We start from the raw sequence: 20,970 nt of genomic DNA, 5'->3' as shown, positions 1-20,970 counted from the left end.
CCCGATCGCTGATACCTCTATGGCAACCCTAATTCATCCAACGGCTGTGATTCATCCTGGTGCTGACCTGCATCCAACGGTGCAGGTTGGTGCATATGCCGTGATTGGAGGGCGGGTCAAGGTTGGTCCAGACACCACGATCGGTCCTCATGCTGTACTCGACGGTTGGACGGAAATCGGTGCCAGAACGCGCATTTTTCCAAGCGCTACCATCGGCTCAGAGCCACAAGACCTCAAATATGATGGCTCCGAAGGGTTGGTAAAAATTGGCGACGACAACTACATCCGCGAGTATGTCACCATTAACCGCCCCACCTATGCCAACGAAACAACGTTGATTGGCAATGGGAATTTACTGATGGCGTATGTTCATGTTGGGCACAACTGCGTCATCGAAAACCAGGTGGTGATTTCTAACGCTGTGGCGCTGTCAGGCTACGTTCATATCGAGTCGAGAGCACGTTTAAGTGGGGTTTTCGGCGTCCATCAGTTTGTTCATATTGGGCGCTACGCCATGGTTGGTGGGATGAGCCGTATTGTTCGGGATGTGCCGCCTTACATGGCCGTTGAAGGAAACCCTGCACGGGTGCGATCGCTCAATCGGGTCGGTTTGAAACGGGCTGGCTTTGCTGATGCTGTGGATGGGAAACCCTATCAGGCTCTCAAGCAAGCCTTCCGCATTCTCTATCGTTCTGGTCTCTCGCTCAACGAGGCGCTAGAGAAGCTAGAAATGCTGCCTTATGATGAACACGTGCACCACCTCCAGCACTTTTTACGGTTGTCTCAGCAAGCAGGGCGACGAGGTCCTACGTCTGGTAAGCGGGTAGGAACTTCAGGTGATGATGATGATTGAACCGGATAGTGACAAAGAATGTGGAAACGCAACGATTCAGGCACCCAACGCGCTTCAGGCACCCAACACGCTTTCTCAGTCAGACCCCTTAACTCAACACTCTCCTCGCCCCGTACGCCTTTTCATTAGCACCGGTGAGGTGTCCGGCGATCTTCAGGGTTCGCTATTGGTTCAGGCGCTGCAACGTCAGGCGACAAAACGGGGGCTAACCCTTGAACTATTAGCGATGGGCGGCGATCGTATGGAAGCAGCAGGAGCTAAGCTGCTGGCGCGTACTAGCGCGATCGGATCGATGGGCATTTTTGAGTCGCTGCCCTTTGTTTTGCCAACCTTGCGGGTGCAGCGTCAGGCAAAACAATATTTGCAGCAATACCCGCCCGATCTAATTGTGCTCATTGACTACATGGGTCCTAACCTGGCGTTCTGTGAATATTTTCCAGAACGGTTTCCAGATGTGCCAATCGTCTATTACATCGCGCCGCAAGAGTGGGTGTGGGGCGATCAATGGTCATGGGGTGTGAAGCTCTTTCGGTCCGATTTGGTCGTCAAAGCGACGCAGCGCATTCTGGCAATTTTTCCTGGTGAAGCTAGCTATTTCCAGAGTAAGGGTGGGCAAGTCGCCTGGGTCGGTCATCCACTGCTTGACCGGATGCAGGAAGCCCTGGATCGCGATCGCGCCCGCTTAGCACTAGGCATTCCAGCTGACCAACTGACGATCGTGCTGCTGCCTGCCTCTCGTCAGCAAGAGCTAAAGTATCTCATGCCTGTCATGTTTGCAGCCGCACAGCAGCTTCAGGCAAAGCTGCCTCACGTTCATTTCTTAATTCCTCTGGCGCTCACGAAATATCGTGCCCGTATCGAACAAGCCATCCAGCGCTACGGTTTGCGGGCAACCGTTTTAGCTGAACCGCAGGCAGCGTCTAGCGATTCGGCAGCTACGTCGCTCACCCTTCAAGCGATCGCGGCGGCAGATTTAGCCATTACCAAATCGGGCACGGTGAATCTAGAAATTGCGCTGCTGAACGTGCCTCAGGTCGTGATGTATAAAGTTAATTCAGTGACAGGCTGGATCTTAGACCGTGTCCTCAAATTCTCAGTGCCCTTTGTCTCACCGCCAAATCTGGTGGAGATGAAGCCGATCGTGCCTGAATTTTTGCAAGATCAGGCAACCCCCGAAAATCTTGCTCAGGCTTCACTGGCACTCTTGCTGGATACCGATCGCCGTCAGGCAATGCTAGAAGGCTATCAGTCAATGCGTCTGGCGCTTGGCTCGGTCGGTGTCTGCGATCGTGCTGCTCAAGAGATACTCAATCTGGTTGCAGCGAGTGATACGGCTGTGAAGGAAGAAAACTAGCGCTTGGCAGTCCTTTTGTTAGCAGCAATCGTTGGTGCTTTGTGCCTGGAGTCAAACGATTGGTAGCATTTGAAACATGCGGTGACAGGTCAAGTTTGCCGAACCTGAGATATCCCCAAACAGGTGGGAATACTGAAGGAAAGTTTGGCAACGTTAGACAGCATGTGGCGACGGCTCAGAAACATTTTCGCTGACTTAAGGTCTTACTCGGATCTCAGACCTGACTTGCGTATGCGACAACGGGTCAATCGGTACTTGCGCGATCGTCCGACCCTTACTGTCGAGCAGTGGTTTGAGCAATTTTGGCGACCTCAAGGTGTTAACCACTCGCTCGTTGCTTTTGTTTACACTCAGATGCAAACGTATTCAGGATTAGAGTTTGCCAGAGTCCGCCCGCATGACCGTCTAAATGAAGATCTTTATCTGCCGCTTGTTTGTTGGTTTGACTGGGAAACATCGTTCACTGAAGACTTTTTAGCCAGTTTCGACATTGATTTAAGCGATCGCTTCAACCCTGAAAATTTCACTACAGTAGAAGAATTAGTCATTTTTCTCAACCATCAACTTCTGTCAGTCAATCACTCGTAGATTAGTAGCAGATGGCTGCTTCAGCCATCTGAGTGAAAGAGAGGCGAATGATGGTTCTAATGAAAAAACGACACCGTTCAGCCTGGGCAACTGAGCTGAACGATATTGTGCGAGGAGCGTGCGGTGGCTTCTTGTTTGGCATTCCGTTGCTTTACACGATGGAGGTTTGGTGGGTTGGCTCTACGGCTCAACCACCGAGAATCATGATGGCGATCGCTGGTACCTTCATTGCCGTTTTTTGGCTTAACCGCACTGAAGGCTTTCGCAGAACGAGACGGTCTCGCCCCTATGAAGCGTTTATGGACACTGTAGAGGCAATGGCAATCGGCTTGCTCTGCGCGGCGCTGGTGCTACTGCTACTGCGAGAGCTGACCTTTGACACATCCCTGCGCGAGGCGCTTGGCAAGGTAATCTTTGAGTCAGTGCCCTTTGCTCTAGGGGTTGCATTGGCAGGTCACTTTTTGGGGGATACCCGTGAGGCTGAGCCGCCTAATGATCGCTCGCAGTCAAAGACGGAGGCAGCGGGTTCACTCAACGCGACCCTGGCTGATATCGGTGCAACGCTCATTGGTGCGATCGTCATCGGGTTTAACATCTCGCCTACCGACGAGATTCCGATGGTAGCTGCGGCTGTTTCAGCACCGTGGCTGCTAAGTATAATTGTGGCATCGCTGCTCATTTCTTATGGCATCGTGTTTGAAGCAGGCTTTTCCGATCAGCGTAAACGGCGGCAGCAGCAAGGTATTTTTCAACAACCTTTAAGTGAGACTGTAATGTCTTATCTGGTGTCATTGGTTGCAGCCGTGATCATGCTATGGTTTTTTGAGCGCCTGACGTTGAGTGACCCTTGGACAATGTGGTTAGAGCAAACATTGCTGCTAGGTTTACCAGCTACTATTGGCGGCGCTGCTGGCAGACTAACCTTATGAGTCAGCCTTCTCAAGCTTCTGACCCTAATAAACCGCAACCCAACCAGCCGCAACAGCGCTCGCGTGCCGAACGGATCACTTTTGGCATCGCGTCCTTACTCCTGGCAACTGTTGTAGGGCTAGTGGGCTATACCTGGCTGGATGAACAACAGCAACAACCACCGCTTCTCTCTGTCCTCAACACTGAACCAATTCGTGCTGCCAAAGGGCAATTTTACGTGCCGATTACAGTCACCAATAGCGGTGGTGATACAGCAGAATCAGTACACGTACTGGCAGAGCTACGTATCGGTGGCACGATTGTGGAAACAGGCACGTTAGAAATCGACTTTCTATCTAGCAAAGAGGAAGCGGAAGGGGCGTTCATCTTCAGCCGCGATCCCAGGCAAGGGCAACTGTCGCTACGAGTTGCTAGCTATAAGCTACCTTGAAGGCTGAAGAATCGCCCCGCGATCGTGTCCTCACTTTCGCTTATAGGGATGGCTCAGTTCAAGATTGTTGCAAGCAGTTTGAAACTCGTTTAATAACGATTCAGCATAGTGATTCAGCCATGATCAGGTAAGGTCAGGTTGCCACCTGCTCTAGCCTCTATATTGCAGGGAGTATCGCATTTCGCTCCAAAACAACAGTAGAGACGTTCCAGTGGAACGTCTCTACTAAAGGGAGTCTTTTAATTAGGCTTGTCTAATCACAACCCACTAACAACGATCTCCTAGACTACAGCCGCTGCTTCACGAGCTGCTGCTGCTTCATCGGGGTGAATGCCTAGACGTGTCAGGTTTACACGTCCCCGGTTGTCAATTTCGCGTACCTTGACAATCACTTCATCACCGAGATTCACTTCATCCTCTACCTTGCCGACGCGATAGTCTGCTAGTTGCGAGATGTGAATCATACCTTCTTTGCCAGGTAGGAACTCCACAAAGGCACCAATCGGAATCACACGAGTCACTTTACCGATATACACATCGCCCTGGTTGAGCTTGCGCGTCATGCCCTGGATGATGCTGCGTGCTTTCTTCGCCGACTCGCCATCGATCGACGAAATCGTGACAACGCCTGTGTCTTCAATGTCGATTTTGGCTCCCGTTTCTTCAGTAATACCTTTGATGGTTTTACCACCGGGACCGATGATCATACCGATCATCTCAGGGTCAATTTTGATGGTTAGCAAGCGGGGTGCAAACAGCGACATCTCAGTACGCGGCTGATTAATCGCTTCTAGCATCTTTGACAGGATGTGCAGACGGGCTGGCTTGGCTTCATTGATTGCTTGCGCAATAATCGCTAGCGGTAGTCCGTTGAGCTTCATATCAAGCTGAAGCGCCGTGATGCCTGTATCTGTACCTGCCACCTTGAAGTCCATATCGCCGAGGAAGTCTTCAATACCCTGAATGTCGGTCAGGATACGGATTTCGTCTCCTTCTTTAATCAAACCCATTGCCGCACCACTAACCGGTTTGGTAATGGGAACGCCCGCATCCATGAGCGCCAGCGTGGAGCCAGACACCGAACCCATTGACGTAGAGCCGTTGGACGACAGCACTTCAGAGACAACCCGCAGGACATAAGGGAAGTCTTCTTTTTTGGGCAAAACGGGAATCAGCGCACGTTCTGCCAGGGCACCATGACCCACTTCACGACGACCGGGGGTACGCATGGGTCGCGTTTCACCGACAGAATAGGGCGGGAAGTTGTAGTGGTGCAGGTAGCGCTTTTTCTCATCAGGATGAAGGTCATCCATTTCCTGAGCGTCGCCGGGAGTACCCAGGGTGACTACAGACAACACCTGCGTTAGCCCCCGATTGAATAAGCCACTGCCATGTACACGCGGCGGTAGCACACCAACCCGGCAGGAGATCGGACGCACTTCATCCAGTTTGCGACCATCGACCCGAATGCTGTCTTCAATCACCTGACGGCGCATGAGAGTTTTGGTAACTTCTTTGAATGTGTTGCTCAATGCTTTGGGCGCTTTTGCGGAAGCTACTTTCACTGGATCTTCATCAGGTAATTCGGCGATCGCAGCTATTACGGTTGCCTTAATTTCGTCCAGCGCAGCATCGCGAACAGGCTTATCTTTTTCAAAGCGACCGAGCACTTCTTTCACAGGTTGAGTAACGCGCTCTTTAATGAAATTTTCTAGCGTCAAATCAACTTCAGGCGGCGCTTCTTTGACCTGCTCAATGCCCAGTTCTTTTAACAAATCTAACTGTGCCTGAATCAAATCGCGCACGGCTTCATAGCCAAAGTCGATCGCTTCAATGATGTCTTGCTCGGGTAACTGGTTTGCTCCCGCTTCCACCATGATTACGCCTTCCGGTGTGCCTGCGACCACTAGATCCAGATCACCCGACTCGATTTCGCTGAAGGTGGGGTTAATGACAAAATCATCGCCGACCAAGCCAACGCGCACGGCTGCCATCGGACCATTAAAGGGTAGCTTTGCTAGCAGTACGGCGATCGATGCGCCTGTTACAGCCAGCACATCGGGCGGTACACGATCGTCCATTGACATTGTGGTCGCTACGACCTGAATATCATCCCGTAGCCAACTGGGAAACAGAGGACGCAAGGGACGGTCAATCAAACGGCTCGTCAGTGTTGCACGCTCAGGCGGACGACCCTCACGCCGCAAAAAGCCGCCAGGAATTCGTCCAGCCGCATACAAACGTTCTTCGTAGTCGACCAGCAGCGGGAGGAAGTCAATACCTTCTCGTCCGGCAGCACGGGTTGCAGTTACCAAAACGGCAGTGTCTTCTGATTCAATGAGGACGGTTCCTCCTGCCTGTGGAGCGAGTAAACCAACCTTTAGTCGAATATCCCTACCATCAAAGGATATCGACTTTTCAAACTCTTTCATGCCTTGTGCTATCCTTCTTTGTCACTCTTTTTGTTTTCTTTCGCAATCGTAGCATTGATATTCAGATACGGACTTGAATACAAGCGATCGCCAAAAGTGAGCAATTCAAAATGTTAAAAAAGTTTGAAAAAGCGCTTCAGCAGAGATGCAGAAATAGAAGTGAAAAGCCAGAAGCAGTCAGCGCTTCAGCTTCAGGATCTGTATTAGATGCGCTAGGCGGAAACAAGACAACCTGACGCACTATTAGGACTCTGACCTTCGGTTTCAGGTTGTACAATGTGTGGATGATGCAGAGGCGATCGCGGCGGTTAAACCTGGAATTGCAAACTTTCAGGAGTCTGTTTACTGCTGAGGTTTTCGCGCTCTGACTCTCTACACTCGGCTAGTTTTGTAATGAAATGTGTAGCAAAGAGGTGTGTTAAACGATCGCATAGGGCATCACTTCTGGAGTCAAAAGGTGCTGCAAGTGAAGAATGTACTCTTCGTTAGAAACTGTTAATCAGCGTGCTTCTCTTTGCTTTTAAGGCAGTTGCGTTAGGTTAAAGCTCTGCAACATTGCCTCTTACTACATGTTTTGAAGGCAGTGCTTACAGCGGTAATGCTAACCGCTCTACTAGTTCGCTCGAGTCAAGTTGTAAAACTGTTTGCATGATGATGCACGACGTTAAAAACCAGTAATGTATTGCCTCAGTACAGTAATACACCCGCTTTTTTCTCAGAGTTCTTATTGTCTTTCTCGATCGCCATAGCATCACCGCACTCACTTTTGTAACGCTTTCTTACGCTCAACTCTTTTCAGCGCAGACTGAATTTCTCTAACGCGCATGGCAATTTTACACGGTAGTTGGTTTGTTCATTCTCAAGCAGAAACCCTGACGCAAGCAGGAGTAGGGCAGGCTCCCATCGATCGTGCCGCTTTGTCTCATGGCTACCTGTTTCTTTGGGGCGAGGTTTGGCGCAGAATTACGCCTGAGATGCCCTATGCCCCTGGTTTCTCTGCATTAGAGGCGACGATCCAACCTCATCCCTTTGCGATGGCTCCCGCTGAACTGCTAGCGCTGCTGCGATCGCGGCAACAAGCCAATCATCTGCGTCTTCCAGCCTCACTGTTGGAGTCAGCGGCAGTGCCGGAGCTGACGGTTGCCAAAGCGAAGCGATCGCGCTCTAGTCAAAGCACGACTACGCTCGTAGCTAACCCCATTGCTACCGTGCCTGGAGTGTGGCAGAGCCATATGCTAGCGTCGCCATCCTGGGTTGCGGATGATGCCCTAGAGTTACCAGCAGGCGCGATCGTGCCGCAGCACTCTGCTGTTGTAGAGAGTGACCCAAGCCGCGATCGCTTTCTCTATCCCTGGCACGTTGAGGGGCTTTGCCTTGATCCGATCGCAGCCTTTGCCTTTCTCAATGCCTTGCCATTGGGCACTGTTGATGTGGATGATTCCTTCATTGGCGGTGATCTTCGCTTTTGGTCTCATGCCGCCCGCTGGAGTTTGGACTTACTGGCACGATCGAAATTTTTGCCTGGGCTGGAGAAGAGAGAGGAGAACGGCAGGAGTCTTGCTTGGGCACGGTGGCAGCCGTTGCTGGATGGTGCGGTCGATCAGGTGCGGTGGAAGCAGTTTGTGGATCGAATGCCCATTGCCTGTCGGCTGTATGAGCAAGAAGCAAAAAATGGGGGAGTAGGGACGCAGAGGGAACAAGAAGGAGTCATGCAATCTTCTCCACTCTCCGCGCCTCACTCCCCACTCGTCCTCCCACTCCCTACGCTGCCTCAGAGCCTCATCCATGCCTTTCTCAGCAGCACTCTTGATGCCCAGGTCAGGCTTTTGGCTCAACGTCACCCGTTACCAACCTCTACAGAAAAAATGCTGTCTGGGTCAGTGCGATCGTGGCTACAGGCATTGGGGGAAGAAGCGGCGATCGTGCGTGTAGCTGAGAACGCAGCTGGATTAGATTCCTTAGAGACGGCATTAGCAAACTGGACAGCTCCCTTGCAGCTTCAGGGCGTGCAGCAAAATCTGTTTCGTGCCTGTCTCTACTTACACCCGCCCGAATCTGGGCAGAATCAGTGGCGATTGGAATATTTTTTACAGGCGGCAGATGACGAGACGTTGCTGGTGACAGCCCCCACCATTTGGGGGAATCCCGTGGAGCAGTTGCACTACCGTGGTCGATCAATTGATCGACCACAAGAAACCCTACTGATGGGTTTAGGGCTTGCGTCTCGCCTTTATCCACCGATCGAACCCAGCTTGCAAGACCCTCGCCCTCAGTTCTGTTCGCTGACGGCACTGCAGGCATACGAATTTATCAAAGCAACCGCGTGGCGCTTACAAGATAGCGGACTAGGCGTTGTGCTGCCGCCAAGTTTGGTCAATCAGGGTGGCTGGGCAAGTCGTCTGGGGTTGAAGATTCAGGCACAGTCGGCAAAGCTCAACAAAGGACAGGTGCGGCTGGGTTTGCAAAGCCTGCTCAACTTTCGGTGGGAGTTGTCTATTGGCGGACAAAGTCTTTCCAAGGCGGAGTTCGATCGCCTGGTTGACCTTAAGGCACCGCTAGTCGAGATTAATGGTGAATGGGTCGAGCTGCGTCCCCAGGATATTCGCGCTGCCCAGACCTTTTTTGCCAGCCGCAAAGACCAGACCGCGCTTTCGCTTGAAGATGCGCTACGGATTAGCACGGGCGATACTCAGACGATCGAAAAACTGCCTGTCGTTAGCTTCGAGGCATCCGGTCCCTTACAAGAACTCATCACTACCCTCAGCGGCAATCGGCAAATTGAGGCACTGCCCACACCGAAAAACTTTCGCGGTGCCCTGCGTCCCTACCAGTCGCGGGGCGTTGGCTGGCTAGCTTTTCTGGAGCAATGGGGCTTGGGTGCCTGCCTTGCCGACGACATGGGCTTGGGCAAAACCATTCAGCTCATTGCCTTTTTACTACACCTCAAAGAGCAGAAAACTCTAGAGCATCCCACCCTGCTGGTTTGTCCAACGTCTGTGCTGGGCAACTGGGAGCGCGAGGTGAAGAAGTTTGGTCCCACGTTGACAGCCTTCTTGTACCACGGTGATAAACGACCACAAGGCAAGTCCTTTGCCAAAGCTGTGCAGGGTAAAGATCTCGTCATCACTAGCTATGCATTGGTTTCGCGCGATATCAAGGATTTGCAGCCGATTGCGTGGCAGGGCATCGTGCTGGACGAAGCGCAAAACATCAAAAATCCTGAGGCAAAACAATCGCAGGCAGTGCGACAGCTTGACGCTCAGTTTCGCATTGCACTGACGGGCACCCCAGTCGAAAACCGCCTGTCTGAACTGTGGTCAATTCTGGATTTCCTCAATCCTGGCTACCTGGGACCCAAAAATTTCTTTCAGCGTCGTTTTGCTACCCCGATCGAACGCTACGGCGATACTGCCTCTCTGCAAACCCTGCGATCGCTCGTTCAACCCTTTCTGCTCCGTCGTCTTAAGACTGATCGCGACATCATTCAAGACTTACCTGATAAGCAGGAGATGACCGTCTTCTGTGGGCTTTCGTCTGAGCAAGCTTCCCTCTACCAGCACACTGTCGATCGCTCCCTCGCAGAAATCGAAGCTGCCGAAGGCATCCAACGCAAAGGGATCATTCTGGCACTGCTAATGAAGCTAAAGCAAATTTGCAATCATCCAGCGCTTTTTCTCAAGGAAGAGGACGGAGGAAAGGATAAAGGTGGAGAAAGCAAAGATAAAGGTTCAAGGATAAAGGATAAAAGCAGTGATAGTAGTTTATTGAGCCTTAATACTTCGGCCTTTCTCACCCGCTCTGGTAAGCTCCAGCGGTTAGAAGAAATGATCGAAGAAGTGGTAGCAGAAGGCGATCGCGCCCTCATCTTCACGCAGTTTGCAGAATGGGGCAAGCTGCTAAAAGTCCATCTAGAGCGCCAGTTGGGACGCGAAACGTTGTTTCTCTACGGCAGCACGTCTAAGAAGCAGCGTGAGGAAATGGTCGATCGCTTCCAGCATGATCCGCAAGGACCGCGCATCTTCATCCTGTCGCTGAAAGCAGGCGGTGTCGGCTTAAACCTGACTCGCGCCAATCACGTTTTCCACTTCGATCGCTGGTGGAATCCTGCGGTCGAAAATCAAGCAACCGATCGCGTCTTCCGCATCGGGCAAACGAAGAATGTCCAGGTACACAAGTTTGTTTGCAATGGCACCCTTGAAGAGAAGGTGCATGAACTGATCGAAAGCAAAAAGGCATTGGCAGAAAACGTCATCGGCGCAGGCGAAAACTGGCTGACTGAGCTAGATACCGATAGTTTGCGAGATTTATTGCTGCTTGACCGTAGTGCCATTATTGGTGATGAATAAGGTACATCACACGCTGCAATACTGCTAAGCTACTCTAAAAAAGTGCCGCTTTTAATAAACTCCTAGAGGCACTCTCGTGGGGGGCTACTTGACTAGTCGATCGATGCGTTCTCGAATGGTCAGAGCAATGAGAGAGCGGATTAAAAACAGTGTGCCTAAACCTGCCAGCCCAAAGGCAGCAAACGCCCAGACTTTATATGCGCCGACCAAGAGAACCGCTCCAGAGAGTAGTGAAAAACCAGTCAAGCAAGCATAGGTCAGACTTTTCAAAGCAAGGTTAATGGTTTTGATGGCACGATCGGTTTCGAGCGATCGCGATCGTAGCTCTACTTCTCCCTGCTCCAGTCGTTCTTCCAGTCGTTGAATCAGACGCTCAGTTGGACTTGGCTGACGGAGTTTGTAGGTAATGTATTCACGGGCTTGCTTCGTCAATTCACCAAGACCAATGCCACTACTCTGCCCCTTGGCGATCGTAATGCTTTTGACAAAAGGCTTGGCAGATTCCATCAAGCTGTAGTGGGGGTCAAGGTCGCGGGCAACCCCATCTAAGGTGGTCAGTGCCTTGAGGATAAAAGTCATCTTAGCAGGCAAGCGAAAGGGCTGTTGGGCAAACAGCGCCGACACTTCTTGCTTTACCTGGCTAAACTCTTGAAGCGCGATCGGCTTCTCGGTAAAGCGCTCTAGCACAAATCCCATCACGCGACGAATGGGAGCCATATCTGAGGCAGGCTCGATCAGTCCCATCGTTGTTAGGGTGTGAATTACCTGATCCGTATCTTTCCGCAGCACAGCGAAAAAGGTACGTACCATTTGATCTTTGTCGATCGACTTGACTTCTGCCATCATGCCGAAATCGTAGAAGATCAAGCACCCATCTGGACTGACAGCCATATTACCGGGATGGGGATCAGCTTGAAAGAAACCGTCCTGCAATAACTGCTTGAGATACGAGCAAATGCCAAGTTGATTGATTTCTTTGACGTTAATGCCGATCGCCTCCAGACTCTGGCGATCGTTGATCTTAATCCCTGGCACATAATCCATCGTCAGCACTTTTTTGGTGGTGTATTTGGGGTACACCTTGGGGGCAGTGATACGTGCATGGTCACGAAAGTTATAGCGAAAGCGATCGGCGTTGATGGCTTCTTGCACGTAGTCAATTTCTTGATACAGCACCAGCGCAAACTCTTCGTAGATTGCTTCCAGGTCGTACTCCCGCGTCCAGGGGAGGTAGCGCTGGCAAAAACGTAGCAACCGTCGCAGCACTCTCAAATCGAGGTCGAAAAGGGTATCGAGTCCAGGACGCTGCACTTTAATCACAATATCTTCGCCTGTATGGAGCCGTGCTTTATGCACCTGTCCCAGGCTAGCTGCCGCGATCGGGTTTCGGTCAAAGTCACGATACAGCGTATAAAGCGGGCTGCCTAGCTCCGATTCAATAATCGCGATCGCCTCATCTGCACTAAACTCTGGCACCCGATCTTGAAGCTGTCCTAGCGCCTGAATGTACTCTGCTGGCAGTAAATCGCCCCGCGTTGACAACGCTTGCCCGATTTTAATAAACGTCGGACCTAAATCGAGGAGCGTGCCTACCAGCCACTGAGCGCGTCGGTTACGGTGTTGCGGGAAACGTCGGGCGATCGTGTCATCCCACCACAAATACCACATCAACCGTGCCGCAGACAAAAAGATGTCTGTCTGACGTGCTAACAACGATTGTTTGGCACGTTGCCATCGGAGTGATTTTGGCGCGGCAGACTTGAGCATACTATTGACTATATTCCATTTAGCCCCTGTGACTAGTAGCCCTTCCGAATCCCTGATCGCTTAAAACGTTGAGGATTTGGCTTCTGGGCTACAGCACTTTCGGGTTGTCAAAGGGTTTGCGGTAAGGTCAGCGTAAAGCATGTTGCAAACGTGTGGGTATCGTCAATGCGATGGCTAGAGGCGCTAATGTCACCGTTGAGATGCAACACCAACGATTTCACTAGCGCTAAACCTAAGCCTGTCCCCTGTACTGCCTTTTGGGTGGCAATTTGAGAGCGCTTAAATTTGTCGAAGATAAGGGGTAGCTCATCGGGGGCAATGCCCTGCCCAATATTGCGAAGCGTCACAATGATCTGGTTTATTGCTGACTGGTGTTTAGCTGACTCTGCTTTAAGCGCGACATGAAGCTGAACACAACTGTTTTGATCAGCATATTTACCAGCATTAGTCAGTAGCTCAAATAAAATGCGGTGCAGGCTGTTGCGATCGCTTAATAAGCGCAGTGATCGCCGGGGAAGTTTGACTTCCAACGTTAGCCCTTTTGCTGACCACTTTTGCTGAAAGAGCCGAGTCAAGTCGTGAATTAATGCTTTCAAATCGATTTCTTGCGGACTCATAGCAATCTGGTTTGACTCCAGTTCTTGCAGCCCTAGCAGGTCGTTGATGAGGCTAGTTTCCTGGGCGCACTGCTGTTCTAAAATATCCAGATAGCACGCACTGCGTTCAGCCGACAAACCCATCTGCCGCAACATCCGAATTGCCAACGTCATGCTGGTAAGCGGTGTTCTCAATTCATGACTGACGGTGCTAAGAAATTCATCTCGTGCCTGGTTTAGCTGTCGTAGTTGATCAAGCTGATGACGGGTGCGATCGTACAGCTTTGCCTGCACCGCCAGGCTCGCGCGCAACTCAGCCGTGCGCTTTTCGACCAGTGACTGCACTTGCCGTAAGGTTTCTGCTTGAATAATGGCTGTACTCACTTGGGCACCCACCAGTTGCACCAGTTCTAACTCTGCAGGCTGCCAGACGCGAGGCTGATCATGCTGAAAAACAAGAAACCCCAGGATGGTTCCCTGGCTCTCTAATGGCATCATCAGGAGCGCAGGCAATGACTTTAGATCAAAGGCAGCAGCAGCTTCTCCTTCCGCATCAAATGTAACAGCATCCAGCGGAGCTGCTGAGTTGCTACTAAGGATAAACGGGCTGCGGGGATGTAAAAACGCCTGTTGACAAAGCGTACACTCGGATAACCAAAACGACTGATTGATAGCAGTTGGCAGGGCAGAGGGCGACGCTGCCGTACTTGCTTGCAGTGGGTAAGTCGCCTCAAAGGGTGTATCACTCAGCCACTCGTAGGCTACATTCACCCTTACTTTAGGTTGCTCGACCTGAGCATGGTTGCGAAAGAGAGCGTCCCAGTGTTTTAAGCGTAGGAGCATACCGCGTTTCACTTGCAGCGCTGATGCAGTGTCATCTGTAGCAAGTTTAAGGATGTCGTTAAGGTCAGACGCGTTGTGAATGGCTAACGTAAGCTGATTAACCACTCGCTGGTACTGCATCTGCTTGTGGAATTGCTGCTGCAATTGAAGCTGATCGAAGATGCTGGCAACCTGATGAGACACGGTTTGAAGTCCTGCGATTTCTGATTGATTCCAGGTCTGAGTGCGCGATCGCATTAAACTAATGACTCCATGCACATGATCTGGAAGATGCATTGTTGCACTAGCAATAGCTCTTACAGGCGGCAAGGATGTCCGCAACTGTTTAATAGACTGCCAGACTTTACAGGTTTTACTTGCGCTTGGCGCTGTAACAGGACGCGATCGTACAGCCTCTATCCCATTGCAAGGTATCAGTGCAGTTTCAGCCAGCCAGTTGCCAAAGTAATCAGACGCTACTTCTAGCGGTTGCAGCGGTAACAGTGGTGCATCTGCGAACCAGCCAGTGGCTCGAACTTTAGCTGTTGTTTCGTCAGAAAGGATGATCGCACAACCATCTGCGTTGAAGGCTCTGCCAATACAAGCAGCCATATCAGCTAACATCTGGCTGTCATCAGCCTGCTTGACTGCAACTTGTAGCAGTTGGTGCGATAGGTTCACCAGGTTTACAGTCTGTTGCAAGGGTGAATCTATAGCATCCTTTGGCAGCAGAACTTTAAGGGGTTTGGCTAATGTCGATCGCGTTGCTTCTGCTACGGTTGACGATGTTTCACGATGAAGATCGCTCACTAGAATGCAGTTTTCTGTAATGTATGCGCTATCGACCATAACCCCTTTGCCGTTCGATACTACTGTATGTTGCCGAACCGCTCCTGTTAGATTCAGGATTCCCAAACTGGTAGAACCACTAGCGAGGGCGGGACAGAAATCTGCACCGTGTTGCAAGGATTACCAGCAGGTGGAACGACACTTAGTGACGCTCGTCACTTCCGTTGGCTTTAGCGTAGACTAGCTAGTGGCTGACGGTAATCCGTGAATTCCTGCTTTTCTATTGCCACTACCTGTTCTACTGCTGGCGTTGCTCTTCGCTATGTGGCGATCGTACCTATCAGGAAGCTGCTATAACCGTTAGAGGTACCCAGGCTTGGCTCTGGCTGAGTCATATCTGACTGAGTGATAGTGAATGAACGCTGATAATTTGCTTCTAGATTCGCGTTTGGCAACTGTGGCGAGTACGGGGTCTGCATTCGTTTCGCCGCGTGTTATTGGCACGGTGAAAGGACCCGGTGAAACTGGCAACCAGTATGTCTTTATCACGGCTGACAATCGCTCGGTCAAAATTGGCGAGTTTGTCTTCTATGAAGTTGTGGTGCCAGAACGAGAATATGAGTCGGCGCTACAGATCTTAGGCAAAATTTCGGCACGCTGTTTAATTGATCACTTACCCGATCGTATTTTTGCGGATACGGAGATTAGTCCCGAGACGATCGCGGCTCTCGTTGGTTTTACCTACAACAATCCAGAAATCTACGAGATCACGGTAGATGTGGTCGGCTACTTTGACTCAAATCTGGGGTTTATGAACCCACGTCGTACACCTAATCCAGGTGCAAAGGTTTACCTGGCAGATGATGTCATGCTGCGGCGGGTGCTGAATAAGAAGCAACCAGGTGAGGTCGGTGCAGCCCATATTGGTTCGCTGCTGCTGCGGGAGTCAGATGTGCCTGTAGCGCTAGACGTCAAGGAGCTAGTCAGTACCCACATGGCGATTCTGGCGGGTACTGGGTCAGGCAAATCATATACAGCAGGCGTGCTAATTGAAGAACTGCTGCTGCCGCATAATCGCGCTGCTGTGCTGGTTTTTGATCCGCATGGAGAATACGGTACGCTTACAGATATGCGAGGGCATCCAGCCTTTCAAGGGAGCGATGGCTACACGCCGAAGGTAAAAATCCTCACGCCAGAAGATATTCGGATTCGGGTATCGTCGCTGGACTACTACGACATTATGACGCTGCTGCCAGATATGAGCGATCGCCAGCAGTCGATTCTCAACAAAGCCTATCGGTTGCTGCAACGCCACAAACAAGGAGAACATCGCTGGGGCATTCAGGATTTGATTGCAGCGGTGCGTGAAGCGGATATGCAGGTGGATGAAGAGGGCAACGAGAAGTCGGGTTCATCAGCTCCGGCTTTGGAATGGAAGCTAGAGCGATTGGAGCGATCGCAGTATTTTCATACGTTTGAACATACCGTTGCACCCAGGGATTTGTTTGAGCCTGGGCAAGTAACCGTCTTGCAAATGAATGAAATCAGCCAGGAAGAACAGCAGGTAATCTGTGCAGCAGTGTTGCGCCAGTCTAACCAGGCACGCATGAACACGCAGCGAGAATTGATTAAGCCTGAAGACGAAAACTTCTTGCCCTATCCCGTCTTTATCATTGTGGAAGAAGCGCACCGCTTTGCACCTGCCAATGAACCGTCACGCTGTAAGGCTGTACTGCGAACAATCCTAAGTGAAGGACGTAAGTTTGGTTTAGGTATGGGGCTGATTACTCAGCGTCCTGGCAAAATTGACTCAGATGTGCTGTCGCAGTGCATGAGCCAGTTCATTATGCGGATTGTCAATCCTGTAGATCAGGAGAGCCTGAAGTACGGTGTAGAGGCAGCAGGGCGCGATTTGCTGAAAGAACTGCCTGCCTTAACTAAAGGGCAGATCATTGTGGCGGGTGCTTGTGTCAATACACCTGTACTGTGTAAAGTACGGCAGCGGCTCACAAAGCACGGTGGCGAGACGCTTAATGCGCCAGAGATGTGGCAAAAGCACTTTCAGGAACACCATGCCCGAGATCGCCAGATTCAACAGGCTCCGGTAGCAGCCCGTCCGCGATCGCAGACTGTACGTGGGGTCAGTATCGAGTAGTGCCTAATCGCGTCTGCCTGATTCAACCAAGCACTACTTCTCAAAGCTCACTGGAGCACAGGATCTGCTGTCGTATCAGCAGGTGTCTCTACGGGCTGTTCATTTGCTTTCATAAGCGCCATTTCCTTGTTTTTGCGATACGCAACGACCCGATCCTGCGCTGTTACGTAGCGACCGTCCTCACTTGGCACGTTTGCCATCAGGTCTGAAGCACGCTGCCAACGGGCTGCTAATTCAAGCCACTGTGCTGGTGATTGCGCTGTCAAACCCTCTTGTGATGCCTGCTCCGCAATTCTTACGGCGATCAAAAAGGAGTCCTGCGGTTTTGGTGTAGGCTCAGCGGTAGGACTGGCAAGGGTTGTTTGAGTTGGTGTCGCTGCTACCGGTGAGCTAGACGGGCTTGCGATCGCCGTTGGTTTTGCAGCGTGCCAACTGTAAAATGCCCAGCCTCCTAACAGCAGCAAGATGCTTGCACTTGCGCCCCCAACCAGTCCTCGCCAAAATTGGCGTTGTTCGCGCTGCTGTCCGCGGGTGCGGGTGGGTAAGTTTGTTTTTTGAGGGGCTGTGTTTTGATGCCACTCATTCAAAAGATGCCGCAGAAGGTTGGCTTTATTCAGCGTAATTTCTTGTGACCAAAGAAGCTGATTTTCGGGATCACGACTAATTTCATCGAGCCAAAGCAACTGTTGCTCTCGCACAATGCGGCTGTTGATATTGACGCGGCGAATATTACGGGGAGCGATCGCCTCCAACGTTTGCCGAACTTGCCCAATCAGTCCTGACGGCTCTAGTTGTTCTGGAGTCGCTGCTTCACAAAGGACTTGCAGCACTCCATCTGCGAAAATAGCACGTGTCCGTACGCCAGAATCAGCAAGTCTTTCGTTGAGAACTTGAATAATGGCAGCAACACTGCCCTGATTCGCTTGTTTGACGATGTCGTTCACTGTGCTTGTCATGGTTGAACACTCTAAATTGACCCCGATCCCTTAAAAGGAAGCGATAGTAACCTTTGATTCAAGATACTCCAATTTAGCCAAAGGAGAGTCAATTCGCTGGTTCAGATAATGCCGAAAAGCATTGAAAACAGCAATTCCTTTGATAGAAAACTTAACGCTCTGGCGCAATTTTGCGGTTGTCAAGCGCCTTGCCAATGGTGGGGGCTCAGCTTGCTACGTGGAGACAGTGGTTATGTTACTAAAAAATATGATCGCTTCAAAGTGCTGGCTCACAAGTGTAGCATTCATGTTTTTAGATGATGGCAATCATTAAAGCGCCGGACTTGCCAGAGATCTGTGTTAAAGCGATTTTGATCAGAACAATGCCACCGTGACTGGTCAATCCAAAACTCAAATAAGGCAGTATTGTTTGCGCGTAACCGCCAAGAGCGATCGCATCCCATCAACTCGGCTACCAGATGCTGCAAAATCCAACTATGAGTAATGATCCAGATTTGATCCCCATTTTGGTGCTGCTCAAAGAGTGTCTGAATGAACTGGTGAGCGCGATTTCTGGCAGCTTGAGGCGTTTCAGCACCTGGAATTTGGATCCAGTCAGGAGACGCTTCCAACGCACGGCATAGATCAGGATAGCGGCTGACTGCTTCTGCCCACGTAAGCCCTTGAAAAATGCCGTTCTGAAATTCTTTGAGTTCATCAGCGTAGACAACCGCGATCGCTCTAGGCTCGTCTAGCACGTCAGCAGTTTCAGCACTGTCAATCAAATCACTGACAGCAGCAGGCAGGGGTGCTGTCTGAAAGTGATCCAGCAAAATCTGTGTTGTCTCCGCTGTTCGCTTAAGGGGACTACTGTAAATATGGGACGGATACCACGCCTCTGCCAGCAGACTATGGGCGAGTTTCTCCGCTTGCTGCTTGCCATCACTAGAAAGCGCGTAGTCACCATGTCCCTGCATCCGTTTTTCTTGGTTCCCGGTGGACTGAGCATGACGGATAAAGAGTAGCTTCATGACTCGATGCATGAACTGATCCTGTTAAGCGAGTAAGGTTAATTGCTAAAGCGAGCCTTGAGACAGCTCTGGCTTTAACTGTAACCTCGTTTTTGCTAACATCGTCTTGCAAAAAAGCAGATAGGGCACTGTACATCGTGCCTCACTTGTTTGTACTTTGATCGGCGATCGCGCAAGGGCTTAAAGCGTCAGCCATAACATCTGCCCTATTAGAGACTTTAACTAACAAGCTATCAGCCTTGTAAACTTGAAGAGCCTTAGCCTGGTATGACCGTCCTATGCTTTTTACACAACTACCTAAGAAGCAATTTCCTCTCTCTAAGAATCGGATGGTTCGTCTGAGGGCAGAGGATAGTCTGGTAAGGCTTGCTCGATCAAGTGCTCCTCTAGCAAAACACCGGCGGCGATTAGGTCGCCGGTAAGACGTTTCGCTACATGTTCTTGGGGGTCGAATAACATCAGCAGACCCTGCGCTTCCATCTCGTTGATGACCTGCGTCACGACTGCGATCGACTGCAATCGAATTGACTGTGACATAGTTTTTAGCTCAGAAAATTACTTTCCCATGCGGGTCCTTCATTCCAACCCATGGAATAGTCAAAGCATTTAGCGATCGCTGTGCCATTCCAGATTCAGCCACGCTCTTATAAGAGCAAGCAATAAACGTAAGAGCGCTCAGCAAAAGCGAGAAATGTCGTCACCTACTACCTCCGCCAGATAGGACAAAGAGCGGAAGCGTAGTACGACAAATTCTTCATAAAAAGGGTTGAGCTTACAAAGGGGCGGAACGGAGAGTATGGTGCGCCCAAAAAGCTTAAACGTTCGCTCAAACGGACACCGTGCTGGAATCAAAAAGCAAAGCATTCGTGCTGAGGTGCGATCGCTAATCTCTATTTGAGATAACCAGCAGCGAAGTGGTTGTAATAACGTTAAGTGCGGAGCAAATCGACCTGTTCTTGACTGCTCCAAAGTAGACATCTGCTGCATGAAGTGAGCATCTTGAGGCTGGTCAGTCGTGTAGCAAGTTGAAGGCAAAACCATAGCTCACTTATGTTGAGTTGTTCATGAGAGAGGTAAAAGGGTCTGTACATAATGATTAAAACAGTGGGTCTTCACCCATGCACAAGTTAGCAATAGCTGCAAATGATTGCAATCTTTATTAATAGAATCGAGCGATCGTTACACAGTTTTACATTCCTCTCAGTGATACCCGTAGATTGCTCTAGCTTAGTAAAAGGCACTCCAACTGAGCAGATAAGCTTGGTTGACAGCACTAAGTAAAACGAGGGCGCACTTTGGACTATGAGAGCACTACGATCGCCGTTTCAAAATCTGAGGCGCAAGGAGCTAGTCTAATTGCACTATTCAGCAATCAGTTCTTGCAATGGACCCTAAAGCAAGGAGAGCTTTGCAAAGTAGAAGTCGTATAAGTTAACACGAGGACAAAAAAGCTTATTTCTGTTAGCAGTAAGGCTCTGGACCCTTTGCTTAGAGCAACCAACTGCTCGTAGACAGCTCCACCTGAGCCACTACAGGCGTGAAATTAAATTCAATACCTACCCAGTAGTGATCAGGTAGAACAGGATACGGTGGTCGCGCCATCAGTGCTCAGCTAAACAACGAAATCTTTGTCTAGGGACAATGCTCATATACAACCTTTGATCTCACTATCTTAAACTCATTAACAACAGCCATAAAATTGAAGGAAGGACTATAAACGAGAACGGTTAACGGTTATAGACCAAACCCCAACCTTTCAACGTGGCACCCAATACCACAGACGATCCTATAAACGAGAACGGTTAACGGTTATAGACCGAACCAATACCCCAAAGCAAAGAGCGCTTCCTCATGTGAGGAAGCGCTCTTTGCTTAATCAATCAATCAACTGAATCAGTGGAACAGTCGAGCCGTCGTCAGTCGACTAACCGTTGATAGCAGG

14 protein-coding genes are annotated in these 20,970 nt (G+C 50.5%); 7 read left to right on the top strand and 7 right to left on the bottom strand.

Features of this window, described 5'->3' with window-relative positions; all coding sequences use genetic code 11:
- Nucleotides 1–19 precede the first annotated feature (19 nt).
- The 5 genes from lpxA (at nt 20) to H6F86_RS26670 (ending at nt 4,155) form a co-directional block, all read left to right on the top strand.
- Nucleotides 20–853: an acyl-ACP--UDP-N-acetylglucosamine O-acyltransferase gene (lpxA, locus tag H6F86_RS26690; protein ID WP_190453003.1), complete on the top strand. Its 834-nt coding sequence runs from the start codon at nt 20–22 to the stop codon at nt 851–853.
- Nucleotides 840–2,207 (top strand): lipid-A-disaccharide synthase, encoded by a 1,368-nt coding sequence (gene lpxB / locus H6F86_RS26685; RefSeq protein ID WP_242033714.1) that lies wholly within the window; start codon nt 840–842, stop codon nt 2,205–2,207. Before lpxA ends, lpxB begins: the two co-directional genes overlap by 14 nt.
- Before the next feature lie 231 nt (nt 2,208–2,438).
- Nucleotides 2,439–2,795, top strand: a complete 357-nt coding sequence (locus tag H6F86_RS26680) for a hypothetical protein (protein WP_242033713.1) — start codon at nt 2,439–2,441, stop codon at nt 2,793–2,795.
- Between the two features lie 59 nt (nt 2,796–2,854).
- The gene (locus H6F86_RS26675) at nt 2,855–3,724 is read left to right on the top strand and encodes a TIGR02587 family membrane protein (RefSeq protein ID WP_347241166.1); all 870 of its coding nucleotides are present in this window, start codon (nt 2,855–2,857) and stop codon (nt 3,722–3,724) included.
- Nucleotides 3,721–4,155, top strand: coding sequence for a TIGR02588 family protein (locus tag H6F86_RS26670; RefSeq protein WP_190453001.1), 435 nt, complete (start codon nt 3,721–3,723; stop codon nt 4,153–4,155). Before H6F86_RS26675 ends, H6F86_RS26670 begins: the two co-directional genes overlap by 4 nt.
- A gap of 281 nt (nt 4,156–4,436) precedes the next feature.
- Here H6F86_RS26670 and H6F86_RS26665 read toward each other — a convergent pair whose 3' ends face one another.
- Complete coding sequence (locus H6F86_RS26665; RefSeq protein WP_190452999.1) at nt 4,437–6,587, bottom strand: polyribonucleotide nucleotidyltransferase; 2,151 nt, start codon at nt 6,585–6,587, stop codon at nt 4,437–4,439.
- 824 nt (nt 6,588–7,411) lie between these two features.
- Here H6F86_RS26665 and H6F86_RS26660 point away from each other — a divergent pair.
- On the top strand, nt 7,412–10,933 hold the full coding sequence (locus tag H6F86_RS26660) for a DEAD/DEAH box helicase (protein WP_190452997.1): 3,522 nt from the start codon (nt 7,412–7,414) through the stop codon (nt 10,931–10,933).
- 84 nt (nt 10,934–11,017) lie between these two features.
- Here the strand turns inward: H6F86_RS26660 and H6F86_RS26655 are convergent, their stop codons facing one another.
- Entirely contained in the window at nt 11,018–12,700 is a 1,683-nt protein-coding gene (locus H6F86_RS26655; protein ID WP_190452995.1) for an AarF/ABC1/UbiB kinase family protein, read from the bottom strand.
- 107 nt (nt 12,701–12,807) lie between these two features.
- A complete protein-coding gene (locus H6F86_RS26650) occupies nt 12,808–14,967 on the bottom strand; it encodes a GAF domain-containing sensor histidine kinase (protein WP_190452993.1) in 2,160 nt (719 codons plus the stop codon).
- Nucleotides 14,968–15,322: 355 nt separating this feature from the next.
- Here H6F86_RS26650 and H6F86_RS26645 point away from each other — a divergent pair, with 355 nt between their 5' ends.
- Nucleotides 15,323–17,062, top strand: a complete 1,740-nt coding sequence (locus H6F86_RS26645) for a DUF87 domain-containing protein (RefSeq protein ID WP_190452990.1) — start codon at nt 15,323–15,325, stop codon at nt 17,060–17,062.
- Nucleotides 17,063–17,109: 47 nt separating this feature from the next.
- On the opposite strand, the gene H6F86_RS26640 is transcribed toward H6F86_RS26645, so the two are convergent.
- From H6F86_RS26640 to H6F86_RS26625, 4 genes are all read right to left on the bottom strand, one after another.
- The gene (locus H6F86_RS26640) at nt 17,110–18,018 is read right to left on the bottom strand and encodes a hypothetical protein (protein ID WP_190452988.1); all 909 of its coding nucleotides are present in this window, start codon (nt 18,016–18,018) and stop codon (nt 17,110–17,112) included.
- A gap of 284 nt (nt 18,019–18,302) precedes the next feature.
- Entirely contained in the window at nt 18,303–19,040 is a 738-nt protein-coding gene (locus H6F86_RS26635; protein WP_190452986.1) for a histidine phosphatase family protein, read from the bottom strand.
- Between the two features lie 306 nt (nt 19,041–19,346).
- The gene (locus tag H6F86_RS26630) at nt 19,347–19,565 is read right to left on the bottom strand and encodes a hypothetical protein (protein ID WP_190452984.1); all 219 of its coding nucleotides are present in this window, start codon (nt 19,563–19,565) and stop codon (nt 19,347–19,349) included.
- A 138-nt stretch (nt 19,566–19,703) separates the two neighbouring features.
- Nucleotides 19,704–20,069, bottom strand: a complete 366-nt coding sequence (locus H6F86_RS26625) for a Mo-dependent nitrogenase C-terminal domain-containing protein (protein ID WP_190452982.1) — start codon at nt 20,067–20,069, stop codon at nt 19,704–19,706.
- Between the last annotated feature and the right edge of the window lie 901 nt (nt 20,070–20,970).

It is taken from the genome of Phormidium sp. FACHB-592 (assembly GCF_014695795.1).
Classification (GTDB): Bacteria; Cyanobacteriota; Cyanobacteriia; order Leptolyngbyales; family Leptolyngbyaceae; genus Stenomitos.
Note: the sequence above shows the minus strand (reverse complement) of the source record. Positions and strands in the feature narration are given on the sequence as shown.